Annotated in this window: 19 protein-coding genes and 1 pseudogene; 12 read left to right on the top strand and 8 right to left on the bottom strand. The window is 63.8% G+C overall.

The genetic code is table 11. From position 1 onward, the window contains the following. The first annotated feature begins 584 nt into the window (after positions 1-584). Entirely contained in the window at positions 585-1289 is a 705-nt protein-coding gene (locus DBIPINDM_RS29055) for an XRE family transcriptional regulator (protein ID WP_258582415.1), read from the top strand. A gap of 79 nt (positions 1290-1368) precedes the next feature. Here DBIPINDM_RS29055 and DBIPINDM_RS29050 read toward each other — a convergent pair whose 3' ends face one another. Continuing rightward, a complete protein-coding gene (locus DBIPINDM_RS29050) occupies positions 1369-2499 on the bottom strand; it encodes an IS481 family transposase (RefSeq protein WP_258582414.1) in 1131 nt (376 codons plus the stop codon). A 308-nt stretch (positions 2500-2807) separates the two neighbouring features. Further along, positions 2808-3110, bottom strand: a complete 303-nt coding sequence (locus tag DBIPINDM_RS29045; protein ID WP_258582413.1) for a hypothetical protein — start codon at positions 3108-3110, stop codon at positions 2808-2810. Between the two features lie 173 nt (positions 3111-3283). Here DBIPINDM_RS29045 and DBIPINDM_RS29040 point away from each other — a divergent pair, with 173 nt between their 5' ends. Next, entirely contained in the window at positions 3284-3595 is a 312-nt protein-coding gene (locus tag DBIPINDM_RS29040) for a hypothetical protein (RefSeq protein ID WP_258582412.1), read from the top strand. On the opposite strand, the gene DBIPINDM_RS29035 is transcribed toward DBIPINDM_RS29040, so the two are convergent. Further along, the gene (locus tag DBIPINDM_RS29035) at positions 3586-4410 is read right to left on the bottom strand and encodes an IS5 family transposase (RefSeq protein WP_258582411.1); all 825 of its coding nucleotides are present in this window, start codon (positions 4408-4410) and stop codon (positions 3586-3588) included. The genes DBIPINDM_RS29040 and DBIPINDM_RS29035 overlap by 10 nt on opposite strands. Before the next feature lie 250 nt (positions 4411-4660). On the opposite strand from DBIPINDM_RS29035, the gene DBIPINDM_RS29030 reads away from it, so the two are divergent. Further along, positions 4661-5239 (top strand): flagellar basal body-associated protein FliL, encoded by a 579-nt coding sequence (locus tag DBIPINDM_RS29030; RefSeq protein ID WP_258582410.1) that lies wholly within the window; start codon positions 4661-4663, stop codon positions 5237-5239. Positions 5240-5438: 199 nt separating this feature from the next. Here DBIPINDM_RS29030 and DBIPINDM_RS29025 read toward each other — a convergent pair whose 3' ends face one another. The 4 genes and pseudogenes from DBIPINDM_RS29025 to DBIPINDM_RS29015 form a co-directional block, all read right to left on the bottom strand. Next, positions 5439-6452, bottom strand: a complete 1014-nt coding sequence (locus DBIPINDM_RS29025; protein WP_258582409.1) for an ABC transporter permease — start codon at positions 6450-6452, stop codon at positions 5439-5441. Further along, complete coding sequence (locus DBIPINDM_RS29020; RefSeq protein ID WP_416361797.1) at positions 6449-7513, bottom strand: sugar ABC transporter ATP-binding protein; 1065 nt, start codon at positions 7511-7513, stop codon at positions 6449-6451. The genes DBIPINDM_RS29025 and DBIPINDM_RS29020 overlap by 4 nt, the downstream gene beginning before the upstream one ends. Positions 7514-7555: 42 nt before the next feature. Next, positions 7556-7936: pseudogene (locus DBIPINDM_RS43680) on the bottom strand (ATP-binding cassette domain-containing protein); the annotation flags it as partial. 326 nt (positions 7937-8262) lie between these two features. Further along, positions 8263-9210 carry a substrate-binding domain-containing protein gene (locus DBIPINDM_RS29015; protein WP_096448447.1) on the bottom strand — a complete coding sequence of 316 codons (948 nt, stop codon included), beginning with the start codon at positions 9208-9210 and terminating at the stop codon, positions 8263-8265. Positions 9211-9578: 368 nt separating this feature from the next. On the opposite strand from DBIPINDM_RS29015, the gene DBIPINDM_RS29010 reads away from it, so the two are divergent. The 3 genes from DBIPINDM_RS29010 to DBIPINDM_RS29000 are packed head-to-tail and all read left to right on the top strand — an operon-like array spanning position 9579 to position 10909. Then, a complete protein-coding gene (locus tag DBIPINDM_RS29010; protein WP_183461718.1) occupies positions 9579-9767 on the top strand; it encodes a type II toxin-antitoxin system HicA family toxin in 189 nt (62 codons plus the stop codon). Between the two features lie 5 nt (positions 9768-9772). After that, on the top strand, positions 9773-10174 hold the full coding sequence (locus tag DBIPINDM_RS29005) for a type II toxin-antitoxin system HicB family antitoxin (protein ID WP_258582407.1): 402 nt from the start codon (positions 9773-9775) through the stop codon (positions 10172-10174). Positions 10175-10210: 36 nt separating this feature from the next. Further along, positions 10211-10909: a RibD family protein gene (locus tag DBIPINDM_RS29000; protein ID WP_258582406.1), complete on the top strand. Its 699-nt coding sequence runs from the start codon at positions 10211-10213 to the stop codon at positions 10907-10909. 18 nt (positions 10910-10927) lie between these two features. Here DBIPINDM_RS29000 and DBIPINDM_RS28995 read toward each other — a convergent pair whose 3' ends face one another. Beyond that, complete coding sequence (locus tag DBIPINDM_RS28995; protein ID WP_258582405.1) at positions 10928-11812, bottom strand: SDR family oxidoreductase; 885 nt, start codon at positions 11810-11812, stop codon at positions 10928-10930. A gap of 88 nt (positions 11813-11900) precedes the next feature. On the opposite strand from DBIPINDM_RS28995, the gene DBIPINDM_RS28990 reads away from it, so the two are divergent. The 6 genes from DBIPINDM_RS28990 to DBIPINDM_RS28965 all read left to right on the top strand — a co-directional run bounded on the left by DBIPINDM_RS28990 (position 11901) and on the right by DBIPINDM_RS28965 (position 16143). Then, positions 11901-12740 (top strand): helix-turn-helix transcriptional regulator, encoded by an 840-nt coding sequence (locus DBIPINDM_RS28990; protein WP_416361718.1) that lies wholly within the window; start codon positions 11901-11903, stop codon positions 12738-12740. Positions 12741-12898: 158 nt separating this feature from the next. Beyond that, a complete protein-coding gene (blh, locus tag DBIPINDM_RS28985) occupies positions 12899-14194 on the top strand; it encodes a bifunctional sulfur transferase/dioxygenase Blh (protein WP_258589370.1) in 1296 nt (431 codons plus the stop codon). A gap of 26 nt (positions 14195-14220) precedes the next feature. Further along, positions 14221-14526, top strand: a complete 306-nt coding sequence (gene bigR / locus DBIPINDM_RS28980; protein ID WP_258589369.1) for a sulfite-sensing transcriptional repressor BigR — start codon at positions 14221-14223, stop codon at positions 14524-14526. After that, positions 14523-14933 (top strand): YeeE/YedE family protein, encoded by a 411-nt coding sequence (locus DBIPINDM_RS28975; RefSeq protein WP_258582403.1) that lies wholly within the window; start codon positions 14523-14525, stop codon positions 14931-14933. Before bigR ends, DBIPINDM_RS28975 begins: the two co-directional genes overlap by 4 nt. Next, positions 14930-15364, top strand: a complete 435-nt coding sequence (locus DBIPINDM_RS28970) for a YeeE/YedE family protein (RefSeq protein WP_258582402.1) — start codon at positions 14930-14932, stop codon at positions 15362-15364. Before DBIPINDM_RS28975 ends, DBIPINDM_RS28970 begins: the two co-directional genes overlap by 4 nt. Further along, positions 15361-16143 carry a sulfite exporter TauE/SafE family protein gene (locus tag DBIPINDM_RS28965; protein WP_258582401.1) on the top strand — a complete coding sequence of 261 codons (783 nt, stop codon included), beginning with the start codon at positions 15361-15363 and terminating at the stop codon, positions 16141-16143. Before DBIPINDM_RS28970 ends, DBIPINDM_RS28965 begins: the two co-directional genes overlap by 4 nt. The last annotated feature ends 18 nt before the right edge of the window (positions 16144-16161 follow it).

The raw sequence follows: 16161 nt of genomic DNA, 5'->3' as shown, positions 1-16161 counted from the left end.
CAGGCTCCATCCAAGGGTGCGCCTTCGGCAGCACTTGAGAGCGCGCCGTCGGCCAGGCGTCGGGGTTCGGGCCCGGTCGGGGCCACGGTCAGGGGTGTTCGGTGCGAAAGCCGGCTTGCGGCTGGATCAGCCGGAGCGGAGCCCGGCCCCGAGGCGCGCCAGCCGCGCCTCGGCGGTCTTTCTGTCGGGGGCGGAAACCGCCCTGCCCGTCATCGGCTCGAACAGGATGACGGTGCCGTCCTGCGTGCGGATGCAGGAGCGCGCATATGGACCGGCAGATAAAGCGTGCCGGTCGAATGGGGGGCCGGAGCCGAGGGGAGCGGCGGCTCCGGCCGTTCCGGCCGCCGGTGACGGGCGGACCGGACCCGAGGCATCAAGGCGCTCGGGCTTCGCCCCGGCCGGGGAGGAGGACGGCCGGGACGGAAGGGAATGGTTGGCGACATCAGTCGTCGGGTTTGCCTCACGGGAGGCTGGCGCTACCGCGCCATGAAAGCTGGACAGGTTCTGCATGGCCAGATATAAGCATAACTCAAAAATAGATGCAAGCCATTCTTTCATAGACGAGAGCCGCTTTCATCGCTCACATGGGCGCCATGGCAAAAACGGAACTGTCGATCAAGGTCGGGGCGGCGATCCGCCAGGCGCGCAAGCAGCGCGGCCTCGTCATGCGCCACATTGCCGAGCACAACGACACCGATGTCGCCGCCGTCGGCAATTGGGAAACCGGCCGCAATCTGCCCAAGACCGAGAACCTGTTGAAGACCGCCGCCTTCCTGCGCGTCGACCCCGTGGCGCTGGGCCAAGGACAGGTCGTCTTCCTCGACGATGCCGGCCCGGTCGCCGATGCCGAGATCGTCACCGATGCCGGCCCGCTGCCCGCCGGATCAATGGATATCGAAGTGCTGGGCGCCGCGGTCGGCGGCGATGACGGCGACTTCACCTTCAACGGCGAACCCGCCGGCTACGTCCAGCGCCCGCCGGGCGTGCGCCACCTGCCGAAAGTCTTCGCGCTGCATGTGCTGTCCGATTCCATGGTGCCGCGCTACGAACCCGGAGACCTCATCTATTGCGGCGGCCGCGACGCCGTGCCCGGCGACCATGTGGTGATCGAGACGTTTCCGGAAGAAAACGAAAAGAACGGCAAGGCCTTCGTCAAGAAGCTGGTCAAGCGCACGGCGGGCGAACTGGTGGTCGAGCAGTACAATCCGCCGAAAACCCTGACCTTCAACCGCTATGCGATCAAGCATGTCTGGCGGGTGATTCCGTTGAAGGAATTGCTGGGGTATTAGCGCCTCTTCCTTCTCCCCGTTGTTTGGACCGGAGACATCGCGAACAGGTGTGCGAGGACATCGCGAACAGTTTTGCATGCTATCGAGCCAAGGTGTTGAGGTCGATGGTTTCTATTTTCTGATGTCTGAACCATGTGTCGAAGACGCCATCTGTGTTGGTAGGCCTGAAGGCGACGGACTTTCCCGCGAAGGCCCTGCACAAGCGCATTGAGCGGCCAAGAATGGAGACGAAGCCGTGCTGCTGAACGCGGCGGATGAGATCGTCCTTAGCGTATTCGAACGGCTCGACAGTTTCGCGATACTGGCGCTGCGAGGCTTGGTAGCGATCGAGCGGCACGCCGCCGTCCAGCGCGTCGTGGGGACGCTGGGCGTTGTAGACGTGGCGCCACTGGTCGAATGCATCCTGGGCCTCGGCGAGATCGGCGAAGGGCGGTCCCTGCAGTGCCTCGGCCTTGAGCGAACGATGGAAGCGCTCGTCCTTGCCGAGTGTCTGCGGATGGCAAGGCCTGGAGTGGCTCATGGTGATGCCCGTTTCGATCAGCCAGACGGTGAGCAAGGTGAAGTCGTTGCGGCCGCCATCGCCCCAAGGCGGACCATTGTCGGTGGCGATGCGCCACGGCAGTCCGTAGCGACGGAAGGCGGTGATCAGCCGGGCTTTTACGGTCTCGGTGGTCTGGTCGGCGCAAGCCGACAGCGCGACCGAGAAGCGCGAATGGTCGTCGAGCACGGTAAGCGGGTGCAGCCGGCCGGTACGCAAGGCAACGTGCCCCTTGAAGTCCATCTGCCACAGGTCGTTGGGGGCGGCATGCTCGAAGCGAATGAAAGGCTGGGCTCCGCCGCCCAACGCCCCCAGTTCGATACCGTGGCGGCGCAGGATGCCGGTCACCGTCGAGGCCGCCGGCGTGCCAATACCTTCGCGGGCGAGCACGCGCGCGATCTTGCGCCCACCCCAGGCGGGATGCGCCACACGCACCGAAACGGCTGCCGCTTCCACCTCCGGCGCGCTGCGTGCCGGGCTCGACCGCGGCCGACGAGACTGCTCAACCAGTCCAGCCTCGCCCTCGATCCGATAGCGCGAAAGCAACTTGTGGCCACAGGTCCGGCCGATACCGAAGCGCCGGCACAAAAGGCTCACATTCGCCCCAGGCGCTAGCGCCAGGCGCACAAACTCTTCCTTCTGCTTCATCGCGCTTCTGTCCTCGAATGGCATCCCGAACCCCCTCGCGCAAAAGCGCAAAACTGTTCGCGATGTCCTCGCACACCTGTTCGCGATGTCTCCGGTCCAAACACCCCTGTGGGAGAAGGCGGATCGGCGCGTCAGCCGCCGAGACGGATGAGGGGTGGGTGACGGAACGCGGCGCCGGAGATCTGTCGCCCCTCGCCTCGTTAAAATCACCTCAAGATGCACCACGGTGAGACGCTGGCGTTCCCTGGAACACCCCTCATCCGTCTTGGCGCTGCGCGCCAATCCACCTTCTCGCACAAGAGGAGAAGGAAAAACCTGCGCCGGCGCCCCCCTCAAGCCCTTCTCGCCCCCTCCACCAGCACCTCCCGCTCGCTCAGCATCTGCGCCTCGCTGCGCACCCGCTGGCGCTCGTCGATGAAGGCGGCCTGGATCGACACCGCCGTGCCCGGCAGCCCGTCGGCGCGGCAGGCCGAGCAGACGATGCGGCCCGAAAGCTCCGCCAGCGGCGTATTGCCGTTCACCCCGAACCGCTTCAGCTGATCGGGTCGCCACCACCTGTTACGACCGCAATCGGCACATTCGACCGAGATCGAGGCGACCTGCGCGATCACCGGTTCCCCGCCTGGTAAAGCCATCGCCCCTCCTCGCATTTTGTTCCTGATTTGTTCGCATATTCCTGTGTTTTGAGCCGGGAGTCGAGTCGCAGTTTTAACACTTTCCCAAAAGTTTCCCTTTTATCATTTTTTGAGTTATGCTTTTATAAACTCACAAATGTGAGTCGCCTGCCGCATCAGACCCGGGAGCAGTGATGGATGCCGCCGATTTCGCCCGCGTCTGCGGTTACACCGGCGACAGCCCTGCTCTGCTCGAAGCCTTCGAGACGATCCGCCGCAACGGCATTGCGCAGGCCCGCCACGACCATTTCAGACGCAAGGCCGTCATCGACAAGCTCAAACAGTCGGAGCCGCTGTTCCTGGCCGCGATCGGCCCGGCACTGTCGGCGGACGAGGCCATCGAGGACACCACCCGCTTCATCGCCTGCTGGCGCAACATGCCGCGCTGGCGCCAGCAGCGGCGCCTGCCCGATCTCGTCAGAGTCCGTTTTGAAATTCACGGATGAGCGTTTCGGCGGATGAGATTGCCTCCCATTGCGACAAGGATCATGGCGTGAGAGACGTCGATGCGCTGCTCGTAGTCGCGCACCAGGCGGCGCCATCTTGTCATCCAGCCGAAGGTCCGCTCGACGACCCAGCGGCGAGGCAGTATCTGGAAGCCCTTCTGGTCATCGGATCGACGGATGATCTCGACCACGAAGTCGAGATAGGCGGCTTTGTCCATGAGCTTCAGCCGGTCATAGGCGCCGTCGGCGAACAGATGCTTCACCCAGGGCCAGCGCTTGCGGATACCATCCAGGATCGCCTGAGCGCCGGCACTGTCGGAGATATCGGCGGTGGTGAGGTTGACCATCAACAGCCGCCCATCCGTATCGACGGCGATGTGTCGCTTGCGGCCGACAATCTTCTTGCCGGCGTCGTAACCCCTTGTTTCAGCTTGCGGAGCCTTGACCGACTGGCTGTCGATCACACCAGCCGTGGGACTGGCCTCGCGCCCGGCTCGCTCGCGATCCAGCATCAGCGCCACGTCGTGGATGGTCTGGAACAGAAACCGCCGCGCCAGTTCCCGGAACCAGCCATAGACTGTTTGCCAGGACCCGAAATGGATCGGCAGCATCCGCCAACCGCAACCGGAGCGGACCAGGTAGCGCACGGCGTTGACCACCTCCCGGAAATCAACCTCGCGCGGACGACCGCGACGCCCAGGCTTGGGCATCAGCGGTGCGAACTGCTCCCACTCCTCGTCCGTCAAATCAGACGGGTAGCGCTTGGTCTTCTTGGCAATCTGGGCCATCCGGCCACGGCTCTGTTTTGTCCACATCCACAGCTTGAATCATAACCCAGCCTCAGACGGAACCCATAGCAAGCCGATTTTCAAAACGGTCTCTCAGGGCCAGGCAGCAACGGCTTGTGGCGCGCTTCTTCCGCCGCTATGGCCATCGTTTGTGGGCGCTCGAAGCGGCTTGAGACGCCTGCATTTGCCCATCCGGCTGGCCTGACATCACGCCGGCCCTGATTCCGTCGGATTGCTGCGCTGATTGGTGCTGCGAAAACCGCCGGAAGGACCCGTCATGAAACGCTTTATTCTCGCAGCCCTGTGGATCATGGCGCTCGCTCTTTCCGCCCATGCCGCCGGCGACAGCACGACCGGACTTGCCAACACCACGGTGCTGATCGTTCGCCATGGCGAAAAGCCCGACAGTGGTCCCGGCCTGTCGCCCGCCGGCGAAGCCCGCGCGCAAGCCTATGTCGCCTATTTCCAGCCTTTCATGCTCGACGGCACGCCCTTCCGGCCCGATATGCTGGTGGCCAGTGCCGATTCCAAGAACAGCGCGCGCGAACGGCTGACGCTGACGCCGCTCAGCGAGGCTCTGAAACTGCCCATCGACCAGCGCTTCGCCGACAGGGAAGTCCAGAACCTCGTCGCCGCGCTGTCGACCGAAAGCCACGGCAAGTCGATCCTGATCGCTTGGCATCACAGCCAGCTGGGAAAGCTCATCAAGGCCTTCGGCGCCGACCCGCAGGCGCTGCTGCCGAACGGCAAATGGCCTGACGATGTCTTCAACTGGGTGGTGGTGCTGAGCTTCGACCATACCGGGCAGTTGGTGCGGGGGTCGGCGCGGGTGATTGAGGAGAAGCTGCCGGGGTGAAATGATGTCTGTTGATGCGAGGCGCCCCCCTCTGTCCTGCCGGACATCTCCCCCGCAAGGGGGGAGATTGGATGTCATGACTGCCTTCGCTAATTTTCAACGTTGAAGAAAAAGCGATGAAGACGAAACTGCCGATCTCCCCCCTTGCGGGGGAGATGTCCGGCAGGACAGAGGGGGGTGCCTGGGCGTAAACCTCTCCTCACCTTCGCACCCGCGACTTCAGCCACCTGTCGAACGCCACCGCCAGGATCAGGATCAGCCCGATCACAATGCTCTGCGTGTAGGACGAGACATTGTTGAACTGCAGCCCGTTCTGAAGCACGCCGATCAGCGCCGCGCCCACCACCGTACCGCCGACCGAGCCGATGCCGCCGAACAGCGAGGTGCCGCCGATGACGACGGCGGAGATGACCGTCAGCTCGTAGCCGATGCCGGCGACCGCTTCCGAAGAGTTCAGCCTGGCCGACAGCACGAAGGCGGCCAGCCCGGCGAAGAAGCCGACAATGACATAGACCGAGACCAGGATGCGATCGACGCGCAGGCCGGACAGCCGCGCCGCCTCGGCATTGCCGCCGACGGCATAGACGGCGCGGCCATAGCGCGTGTAGCGCAGCACGATATGGCACAGGATGGCGGCAATGGCGAAGATGATCGCCGGCACCGGCACCGGGCCGATCAGCCCGGTGCCGAACCAGCGCATCGAGGCATCGAAGCCCGAGATCGGGCCGCCATTGGAGATGGTCAGCGTCAGCCCGCGAAACACCGTCAGGCCGCCCAGCGTGACGACGAAGGGCGGCACTTTCAGCCTGGTGATGGCAAGCCCCTGCACGCCGCCGGCGGCGGCGCCGACAATGACGGCGGCAAGCAGTGCCGCGAACCAGCCATAGCCTTGTGTGCCTGACGTCGACAGCGACAGCGTGTTGGCGGTGCCGCCCTTGGCGACGACGGCCGCGACCATGCCGCAGAAGGCGAGCAGCGAGCCGACCGAGAGGTCGATGCCGGCGGTGAGGATGACGAAGGTCATGCCGAGCGCGATCAGCCCGGTGATCGAGATCTGCCGCGTGATGTTGAACAAATTGATCGGGTCGATGAAGCTCGGCTTCAGCACGGTGAAGACGACGACCAGCGCCGCCAGGAACAGCAGCGGCCCGAAACTCATCAACAACCGCGCGAAATTGATGCCGCCACGCTCGCTCTGTTCCGTCACGCTCATAGCGCCTGCCCCTCGTCCTGTGGCTTCTTGTCGAGCGCCATCAGTTCCATCAGTTTTTCCTCGTTTGCCTCGACGCCCGGCATCTCACCAGTGATGCGGCCCCGGCGCATGGTGACGATGCGGTCCGACACCGCCAGCACTTCGGGCAGCTCGGACGAGATCATCATCACCGCTATGCCGCGCGCTGCCAATTGCACCAGGATCTGGTGCACCTCGGCCTTGGCGCCGACATCGACGCCGCGCGTCGGCTCGTCGACGATCAGCACCTTTGGGTCGCGTGCGAGCCAGCGCGCCAGGATCACCTTCTGCTGGTTGCCGCCCGACAGGCCCTCGATCGCCTGCTCGGCCGAGGCCATGCGGATCGACAGCATCTTTCTGAAACCCGACAGCGCATCGCGCTCGCGCCGCTCGGCCATGAAGCCAAAACCGTTGCTGAAGCGGCCGAGCGAAGCGACGGAGAAATTCGGCAGGATGCCCAACGCGGCAAAGATCGCCTGATGCTTGCGGTCTTCCGGCACAAGGCCGATGCCCAACGCAATGGCATCGGCCGGCGAGGCCGGCGCAATCTGTTTGCCGTCGAGTGTGATGGTGCCCGCCGCGATGCGGTCGGCACCGAAAATGGCGCGCGCCAGCTCCGTGCGGCCCGAGCCGACGAGGCCGGCAACGCCGAGGATTTCGCCGGCCTTGAGGTCGATGTCGACGCCGTCGAGCACGATGGCATGCGGTGCCTCGGGGTCGCGCACGGTGCGCAAGCCGCGCACCGACAGCACGACATCGCCGGCCACCGCGCGCTGCGCCGGCCGCGCATAGAGTTCGGAGGCCGCGCGGCCGACCATCTTCTCGATGATCCGCGGCAATTGGATCGGTCGTCCCTTGTCGCGGTCGAGATGCCCGGCCAGCCTGCCGTCGCGCAGCACGGTCATGCGGTCGCAGATGGCGGACGCCTCCTCCAGCCGGTGGGTGACGAACATGATGGCGACCTTGTCCTGGCGCAGCCGGTTCATGATCGACAAAAGCCGCTGCACCTCGGTCTCGGTCAGCGCCGAAGTCGGCTCGTCCATGATGATCAGCCGGCTCTTCAGCGACAGGGCGCGGGCAATCTCGACCAGCTGCTGCTCGGCCACCGACAGCGCCGACACCGGCGTCATCGGATCGATGGAAAGGCCGACGCGGGCGATGATTTCTCGCGACGACGCCTCCATTCGCCGCCAGTTGACCAGACCAAGCGGGCCAGTGGGCGCGCGGCCAATGAAAATGTTCTCCGCCACCGTCAGCGTCGGGATCAGGCTCAATTCCTGGTAGATGGTGACGATGCCGAGCCGCTTGGCATCCTGCGGGCTGGACGGCGCGTAGTCGGTGCCGTCGAAAGTGATGCGGCCGCTGGAAGGCGGCATGACGCCGGACAGGATTTTCAAGAGCGTCGATTTGCCGGCACCGTTTTCGCCGAGCAGGCCGAGGATTTCGCCGGGACGGATGTCGAGCGAGACATCGCTCAGCGCGGTGACGCCGGAGAAATGCTTGGTGACACCTTCGACGGCGAGCAGGACGGGTGCGGCTTCAACTGGCAAGGGTGGCTCCTTGGATACGATTCATGCCGGTCCCGTCAGCGCGCGAACACCCCCCTCTGTCCTGCCGGACATCTCCCCCGCAAGGGGGGAGATTGGCAGCATCATTTGTAGCGCCCTTTCTTGCGGCGTTGAAGAATTGGCGAAAGCAGAACAAACAGCAGATCTCCCCCCTTGCGGGGGAGATGCCCGGCAGGGCAGAGGGGGGCGATGCCCCGCCTGCCTTGCCAATCGGCTGATCACCCTCACTTCGTCTCGCTCAACCTCTCCGCCTTATCGAGATTGTCCTTGCCGATGACGATCGGCGTCAACAGCACCAGTTTCTCCTTCGGCTCGGTCTTGTTCTTGGCGTAGGCGACCGCGATCTGCACGGCGGTGCGCGACTGCTGGCCGGGGAACTGTTCGACCGTGCCGGCGAGCTTGCCGTCGCGGACGGCAACCAGCGCTTCCGGCAGCGCGTCGAAACCATAGATCTTGACGTCGGTGAAGTTGCGCGCAGCACAGGCTTCGAGCGCGCCGAGCGCCATGTCGTCATTGGCGCAGATGATGGCGTCCGGCTTGCCGTTGGCGGCGAGCCCCGCTTCCGTCACCGACAGCGCTTCGGCCCGCGCGAAGTTGGCGGTCTGCTCGAAGATGATCTGGTACTTGTCCTTCAAGGGATCGAGCACATTGTGGACGCCCTTGTTGCGGTCGATCGCGGGCCCCGCACCCGGCTGGCCCTGCAGATGGAACAGCTTGGCGCCGTTGGGGAACGCGGCCACCATGGCGCTGGCCTCCGCCTCGCCGCCCTTGACATTGTCGGCGCCGACATGGGCCAGAATGCCCTGGACACCGTCGACCCGGCGGTCGATCGTCACCACGGGAACGCCGGCCTTGACCGCTTCCTCGATGGCGGGCGCCAGCGCGTTGACGTCGAGCGGCGAAATCACGATGGCGTTGACCTTCTGCACCAGCGCCGCCTCGATGTCGGCGGTCTGCTTGGTGGCCGAGTTCTGGCCGTCGCTTTCGGTCAGGTTGACGCCCTGGGCGGCGGCTTCCGCCTTGATCTCGTTCAGCATGTGCACGAAGAACGGAAAGCCGAGATTGGGCACCGAGCCAAGGATGGTGAGCTTGTCTTCGGCGAATGCCGAAGGCGCGGCCAGCATCATCGCGCCCGCGGCCACGGACGTCATCAGGAATTCACGTCTGTTCATGGTTGATCCTCCTCCACAAGAACGCACGCCCCGGAAACCGGGACGGTTTCAGGAAGGATCATGCGTCGGTTCAAAGTGTTGGAGCATCCTCCTTGCGCGGGACAGCGCATGCCGCTCCAGCTGACCGCCGTTGCAAAAACTGCCTCCCATCGGCATCAGCAAATGGATGCTAACCCAGGGTCAACCATTTGTGCAACATCGATATAACAGTGCTGGGCGGCCAATTATCGGAATTATCGGTATTTTGGATGCGGGGTTTCCTGCCCCGCATGATAAACGCGGCGCTCCGCCGATCTGCCCGGCTTATTGGCTCCAGCTGACTTTCATATTTTGGTTGAAAGGCTGCTTATCAGTGTGTATAAATACACATTAATAGCGCTGACATTATCCGCCTGTTGCAAGCTGATGGTTGGTTCGAGGTTGCCCGAAAGGGCAGCCATGCACAATTCAAGCACCGCGATAAGCAAGGGCGGGTCACGGTTCCCCATCCCAAGCGCGATATCCCGATAGGCACTCTACGCAGCATCGAAAAGCAATCTGGACTGAAACTGAGGTGACGGACATGAAGCAGTATATCGGACTTATCCATAAGGATGCCGGCAGCGACTTCGGCGTGTCTTTCCCTGATTTCCCAGGCGTGATTACCGCCGGAAAGGATCTGGATGACGCCCGAGTCATGGCTGAGGAGGCGCTCACCCTTCACATCGAAGGGCTGGTCGAGGATGGCGAAGCCATTCCAGAGCCTTCCAGTCTGGAGGCTGTGATGGCAGACACCGATAATCGTGACGGTGTCGCAATCCTGGTCGCCGCCAGGACCGAGGCCAGGAAGGCGGTGCGTATCAACGTGACGTTGCCGGACGACGTTCTCCGACGGATCGATGCCTTTGCCGAAGCTCATGGCTATACGCGATCCGGGTTTCTCGCCAAGGCGGCTGAGAAAGCGATGGAACTTGAATCGGCCTGATGCATGTCGCCCCAAAAATAATCCCCGGAGAATTGCATGAAGCCGCACATCATCTGCCATATGCTCGCCTCGCTCGATGGCAGCCTGCACCCGAGCCGCTACACCACGAGCCCGGACGGGACCCTGGCCGAGTGGTCAGGCCTCTATGAACAGATCCATGGAGATCTCGAAGGCGACGGCTGGATCGTCGGTCGCGTCACCATGGCCGAGATGAGCAAGGCCGGCGCGCATCCGCCGGCGCAAATCGGCAAGGTCGAGCGGCCGCATCATTTCGCCCAACTCGATGCGGGCAGCTTTGCCGTGGCGCTCGATGCCTCTGGCAAGCTGCACTTTGCCAAGCCTGATGTCGGCGGCGATCATGTCGTGGTGCTGCTCGGACACGGCGTCTCCGACAGCCATCTGGCCGAGCTCGCCGCCGACGGCGTGTCCTATATCGTGTCGGAAACGACTGACATCGGTCTCGCCGCGGTGCTCGACGTGCTTGGACGTGAACTCGGCATTCGCCGGCTGCTGCTCGAAGGCGGCGCCGGCATCAACGGCTCCTTCTTCGCGGCAGGGCTTGTCGACGAGCTCAGCCTGCTCGTCGCGCCCGCGCTCGATGCGCGGGCGGCAAACCAGGGTTTTGTCGAGTTCGGCGAAAGCGGCCTGGCGGGCAAGATGCAGTTGTCGCTGACAAGCTGCGAAACCCTTGCACATGGGCTCATCCACTTGCGCTACACCGTCAGCCCCGGCTGAGGTCGCTCTATACGCGCCTCAATACCGCATGGCGTCCAGATCGGCGATCAGCGTCGGGCCGGTCGGATGCCAGCCGAGCCTTGCCTGGGTCAGCGCGCTGGAGGCTGGCAGATCCATGGGAGCAAACATTCCCATCCATCCGAAATGCTCCACCGCCTTTTCCGGCGCGATCGAAACGACCGGCAATTTGAGGCCCCGGCCGAGCGCCTCGGCGATGGCGCGCACCGCGACACCTTCCTCGCCGACCGCGTTGTAACGCGCGCCCGGTTGACGCTTTTCCACCGCGAGCCGGTAAAGCCGCGCCGCGTCCAGGAGATGCCCCGCCGAAAAGCGGTTGCGGCCTTCGCCGACATAGGCCGAGACGCCTTTCTGGCGCGCGATCTCGATGAGCGGCGAGATCAGCCCTTGCTTGACCGGATTGTGAACTTGCGGCAGGCGCACCACCGACACGTTGACGCCGGCCTCCAGCAAGGCATTGCCAGCGAGTTCCGAGGCGATGCGCGGATTGGGATGGCTGGCGTTGAAGACGTCCTCGACCGCCGGCTGGCCATGTCCGGGGCTGCCCATGCCGACGCCTGATGTGATCACCAGCGGGCGATCGGATCCGGCAATGGCGGCGCCGAGCGCGGCGATCACACGCTTGTCCTTTTCGCAGTTCTCGGCAAAGCGTGAGAAATCATGGTCGAAGGCGGTGTGGATCACGGCGTCCGCCTTGGCCGCGCCACTGCGCAGGCTCTCGGGATCCTCGAGGGTTCCGCGATGCACCTCGGCGCCCGCGGCGGTGAGCGCCTCGGCGCCGGCGTCGGAGCGGGTGACGCCGACCACCTGATGGCCGGCCTGGAGGAGTTCGGGAACGATGGCCGAGCCGATGAAACCGGTCGCGCCGGTGAGAAAGATACGCATGCAAAATCTCCTGCGGTTGCCTGCGTAATATCGACGGTCTATTATTCCATTAAAGTAGTGATCTTATCATGGTATAATCTTTAACAGGATGCCTAACAGGATGCCCACCAGTTCCCCCGGCACGCTCGCTGCCTTCCTGAAAGACCGGCGCACCCGGCTCGATCCCGCCTCGTTCGGCTTTTCCGGGCGCCGGCGCACGCCGGGACTGCGCCGCGAAGAGGTCGCCCAGCGCGCCAACATCAGCCCGACCTGGTACACCTGGCTGGAACAGGGCCGTGGCGGCGCGCCCTCGGCCGATGTGCTGAACCGCATCGCCAAGGGGCTGCTGCTGACCGAGGCCGAGCGCGAACACCTCTTCATGCTCGGGCTCGGGCGCCCGCCCGAGGTCCGCTACCGGGGCGACGAGGGCGTCAGCCCCCGGCTGCAGCGCCTCATCGACACGCTCGATGCCAGCCCCGCTCTGGTCAAGACCGCGACCTGGGACGTCGTTGCCTGGAACCGCGCCGCCGAGATCGTGCTGACCGACTATGGCACCATCCCCGCCGGCCGGCGCAACGTCCTGCGCTTCATGTTCCTCACGCCCCACATCCGCGCCAAGCAGCACGATTGGGAGAACCTCGCCCGTTTCGTCGTCGGCGCTTTCCGCGCCGATGCGGCGCGTGCCGGCGCGGTCTCCGAAGTCACCCAGCTGGTGGACGAACTGTGCAGCGGCAGCGCCGAATTCGCCAAGTTATGGCAGGAGAACGACGTGCTCGCCCATGGTGACGGCACAAAGCGCCTGAAGCACCCGGAACTGGGTGACATCGAGCTGGAATACTCGTCCTTCGCTGTCGACGGCCGGCCTGATTTGAACCTGACGGTCTACAACCCGATCGACAGCAAGGTCGCCGACCGCATCCGCGCGCTGGCCCGGCGCCCCAGGGGGTAAAAGGCTGAGCAGCGCCGCTGCGATCGCGCCCGCCTCCCTCAAGGTCGCTCGCAGACCGCCTTCCGCAACCCGCCGAACATTTCCAGGCAGACCCCTTGTGCGGGCCATCATTATACATTACATGAAATTGTATATTGATTGAAGCCCAGGTGGTCGGTATGACTGTGATCCGTGTAAATGACGTGTTGACCGTCGGTCCCCGGCCCTCGATTTCCGAAGTCCGGTCGCTTGCCGGCCATGGGTTTGCGGGAATGATCAACGCTCGACCTAATGGGGAAGAGGCCTCCCAGCCCGGAAACGCCGCCGAGCGGGAGGTTGCCGGTCACGCCGGTGTTTCCTACACCTTCATACCCGTCACGATGCCGACCATCACCGAGGCGGACGTGCGGGCCTTCCAGGCGGCTATGGCCGATGCCGGCGGCCCGGTCTTTGCTCATTGCAAGACCGGCACGCGTGCCCTGACCCTTTATGTACTGGGCGAGGCACTCGATGGCCGTATGTCATCCCTGGATATCGCGGCTCTCGGCTTGAAACTCGGCTTGGACCTGTCGGCAGCGTCGCGATGGTTCGAAGCGCACAGGCAACTCAGACCGGAGGTGAAGGGGTTCTTCGATCCCCGGACAGGAAGCGTGCAATATGTGGTTTCGGACCCGGATACCCGAAAATGCGCCATCGTCGATCCGGTTCTTGATTTCGACGAGAAGTCCGGAGCGACCACGACGCGCAACGCCGACGCAATGCTTTCCTATGTTGCTGAGAACGGGTTGAGCGTCGAATGGATTCTCGACACCCATCCTCACGCCGACCATTTGTCGGCCGCGCAGTATCTGAAGGGGAAGACGGGCGCCCCGACCGCGATAGGAGCGCCGGTGGTCGATGTCCAGCGCCTATGGCGGGGCATCTACAACTGGCCCGAACTTCCTGTCGACGGTTCGCAGTGGGACAGGCTGTTCTCGGAGGGCGACACGTTCAAGGTCGGTTCCATAGCGGCGCGCGTGATGTTTTCGCCCGGTCACACCCTGGCGTCGATCACCTACGTGATCGGCAATGCGGCCTTTGTTCACGACACCATCTTCGTGCCTGACAGCGGCACGGCTCGTGCCGACTTTCCCGGTGGTGACGCGCGCATCCTGTGGAAATCGATCCAGAAGATCCTGGAGCTTCCGGTCCAAACCCGCCTGTTTACAGGCCATGATTACCAGCCGGGCGGACGCGAGCCGAAGTGGGAAAGCACGGTCGGCGAGCAGAAGCGCGCCAATGCACACCTGGCCGGCGTGGACGAAGAGGCCTTTGCCGGATTGCGTGTGGCGCGTGACCGAACGCTGCCGATGCCGAAACTCATCTTGTATGCCTTGCAGGTCAACATCCAGGCGGGGCGTCTGCCGGAGCCGGAAGCAAACGGTACGCGCTATCTGAAATTTCCCCTCGATGCATTGCAAGGAGCAGTGTGGTGAACGAGATCCAGCCTGATGCAGTGAAGATGTCGCCCGCCGCCATGGAATCGCGCGCCGGTGAAGTGGCGGCTCTGCTGAAGACCCTGGCACATCCCATGCGGCTGATGCTCGTCTGCACCCTTGTCGAAGGGGAGTATTCGGTCAGCCAGCTGGAAGAAATGCTCGACATCCATCAACCGAACCTTTCCCAGCAACTGACGGTGTTGCGCGACGCCAACATTGTGGAAACGCGGCGGGACGGGAAACAGATATTCTACCGGCTGACCGCCGAGAAGGCCGCTCAACTGGTTGCAGCACTTTACACGATCTTCTGTTCGGAAGGCCGGCCATGACCTCTTATCTCGTATCCCTTCTTGGTGGAGCCCTTATCGGTCTTTCATCGGCCATCCTGCTGATCCTGAACGGCAGGATCGCCGGCGTAAGCGGGATTGTCGGCAGGGTGGTCCAGGGTATCGATGTCTGGACAAACGCTGCCTTCGTCGCCGGATTGCTGCTTGGCCCGGTGGTGTACTTCGCAGCTTTTCACCACTGGCCAACCGTGACCGTGACGGCGTCGCTGCCTTTGGTCATGCTTGCGGGATTGCTGGTCGGTTTTGGATCTCGAATGGGCTCGGGTTGCACCAGCGGTCATGGCGTGATGGGGCTGGCCCGGCTATCGCCACGTTCGATCGCCGCGGTCTTGACATTCCTTGCGAGCGGCATCGTGGCTGTCGCGCTTCTTCGCGGAGCCGTCTTGTGAAACACACCAAACTACAGCCTGTTGCCGCTTTGGCCGCGGGCACGCTTTTCGGGCTTGGTCTGGCCCTGTCGGGCATGCTCGATCCTGTCCGCGTCCAGGGCTTTCTCGATGTCTTTGGCGTGTGGGATCCGAGCCTGGCCTTCGTGCTGGGCGGTGCCGTCGCGGTTGCGATGGGAGGCATGGCCTGGCTCAGGCGGATGTCGCGACCGCTGCTGGCGGATCGTTTCCATGTGCCAACGAACTCGCGGATCGACGCCCCTCTGATCATCGGTTCGGCGATCTTCGGCCTTGGATGGGGCCTGGGCGGGCTTTGCCCCGGCCCGGTGATGGCTTCGTTGTCGCTTGGGCTGACGCCAACTCCGGTCTTCGTGGCCTTCATGCTGGCGGGCGTGGTTGCCCATGACCGCTTCTTCGTCGAGCGGCCATCATGAGCGCTACATTGTTTGCCGCCCTGGGCTCTGGGGGCCTGGTCGGTTTCACCCTTGGCCTTGTCGGCGGCGGCGGATCGATCCTTGCCACGCCGCTCCTGCTCTATGTCGTCGGCGTCGCCCAACCCCACATTGCCATCGGCACCGGCGCGCTTGCGGTGGCCGCCAACGCATTCGCGAACTTTGGCAGCTATGCCTTGAAGGGTCACGTCTGGTGGCGCTGCGCGCTTGTCTTCGCCGCACTGGATTCCGTGGGTGCTCTAGCGGGATCGACGCTTGGAAAATCAATCGACGGCGCGCATCTGCTTTTCTTGTTCGGGCTGCTCATGCTGGTGGTCGGCGGTTTGATGGTCCGACCCAGGCGTAGCACGTCGACCACGGTGCGGCCCGTCGACGCCAAAATGTGCGCGATGACCGCCGCAGTCGCCATCGTCGCCGGCGCGGCCTCCGGCTTCTTCGGCATTGGTGGCGGTTTCCTCATCGTTCCCGGGCTGATCCTGGCCACCGGAATGCCGACAATCAACGCGATAGGCACGTCCCTGCTTGCCGTCGCGGCCTTCGGTCTCGCCACGGCCTTCAACTACGCACAATCGGGAATGGTTGACTGGCAATTGGCCGGCGAATTCATCATTGGCGGTCTTGGCGGCGGCTTGATCGGCATGTTGGCGGCGACTCGCCTGGCATCCTACAAGAACGTGCTCAACCGCATCTTTGCCGCGCTGATCTTTGTCGTTGCGGGCTATGTTCTCCACAGGAGCATCGGCGCGTTCGTCCTGCGGTAGCGGCCAATCCAGAGACCT

The organism is Mesorhizobium sp. AR02 (assembly GCF_024746835.1).
Lineage (GTDB): Bacteria > Pseudomonadota > Alphaproteobacteria > Rhizobiales > Rhizobiaceae > Mesorhizobium.
The sequence above is the reverse complement of the archived record's forward strand: the minus strand, read 5'-3'. Positions and strand labels throughout refer to the sequence as shown.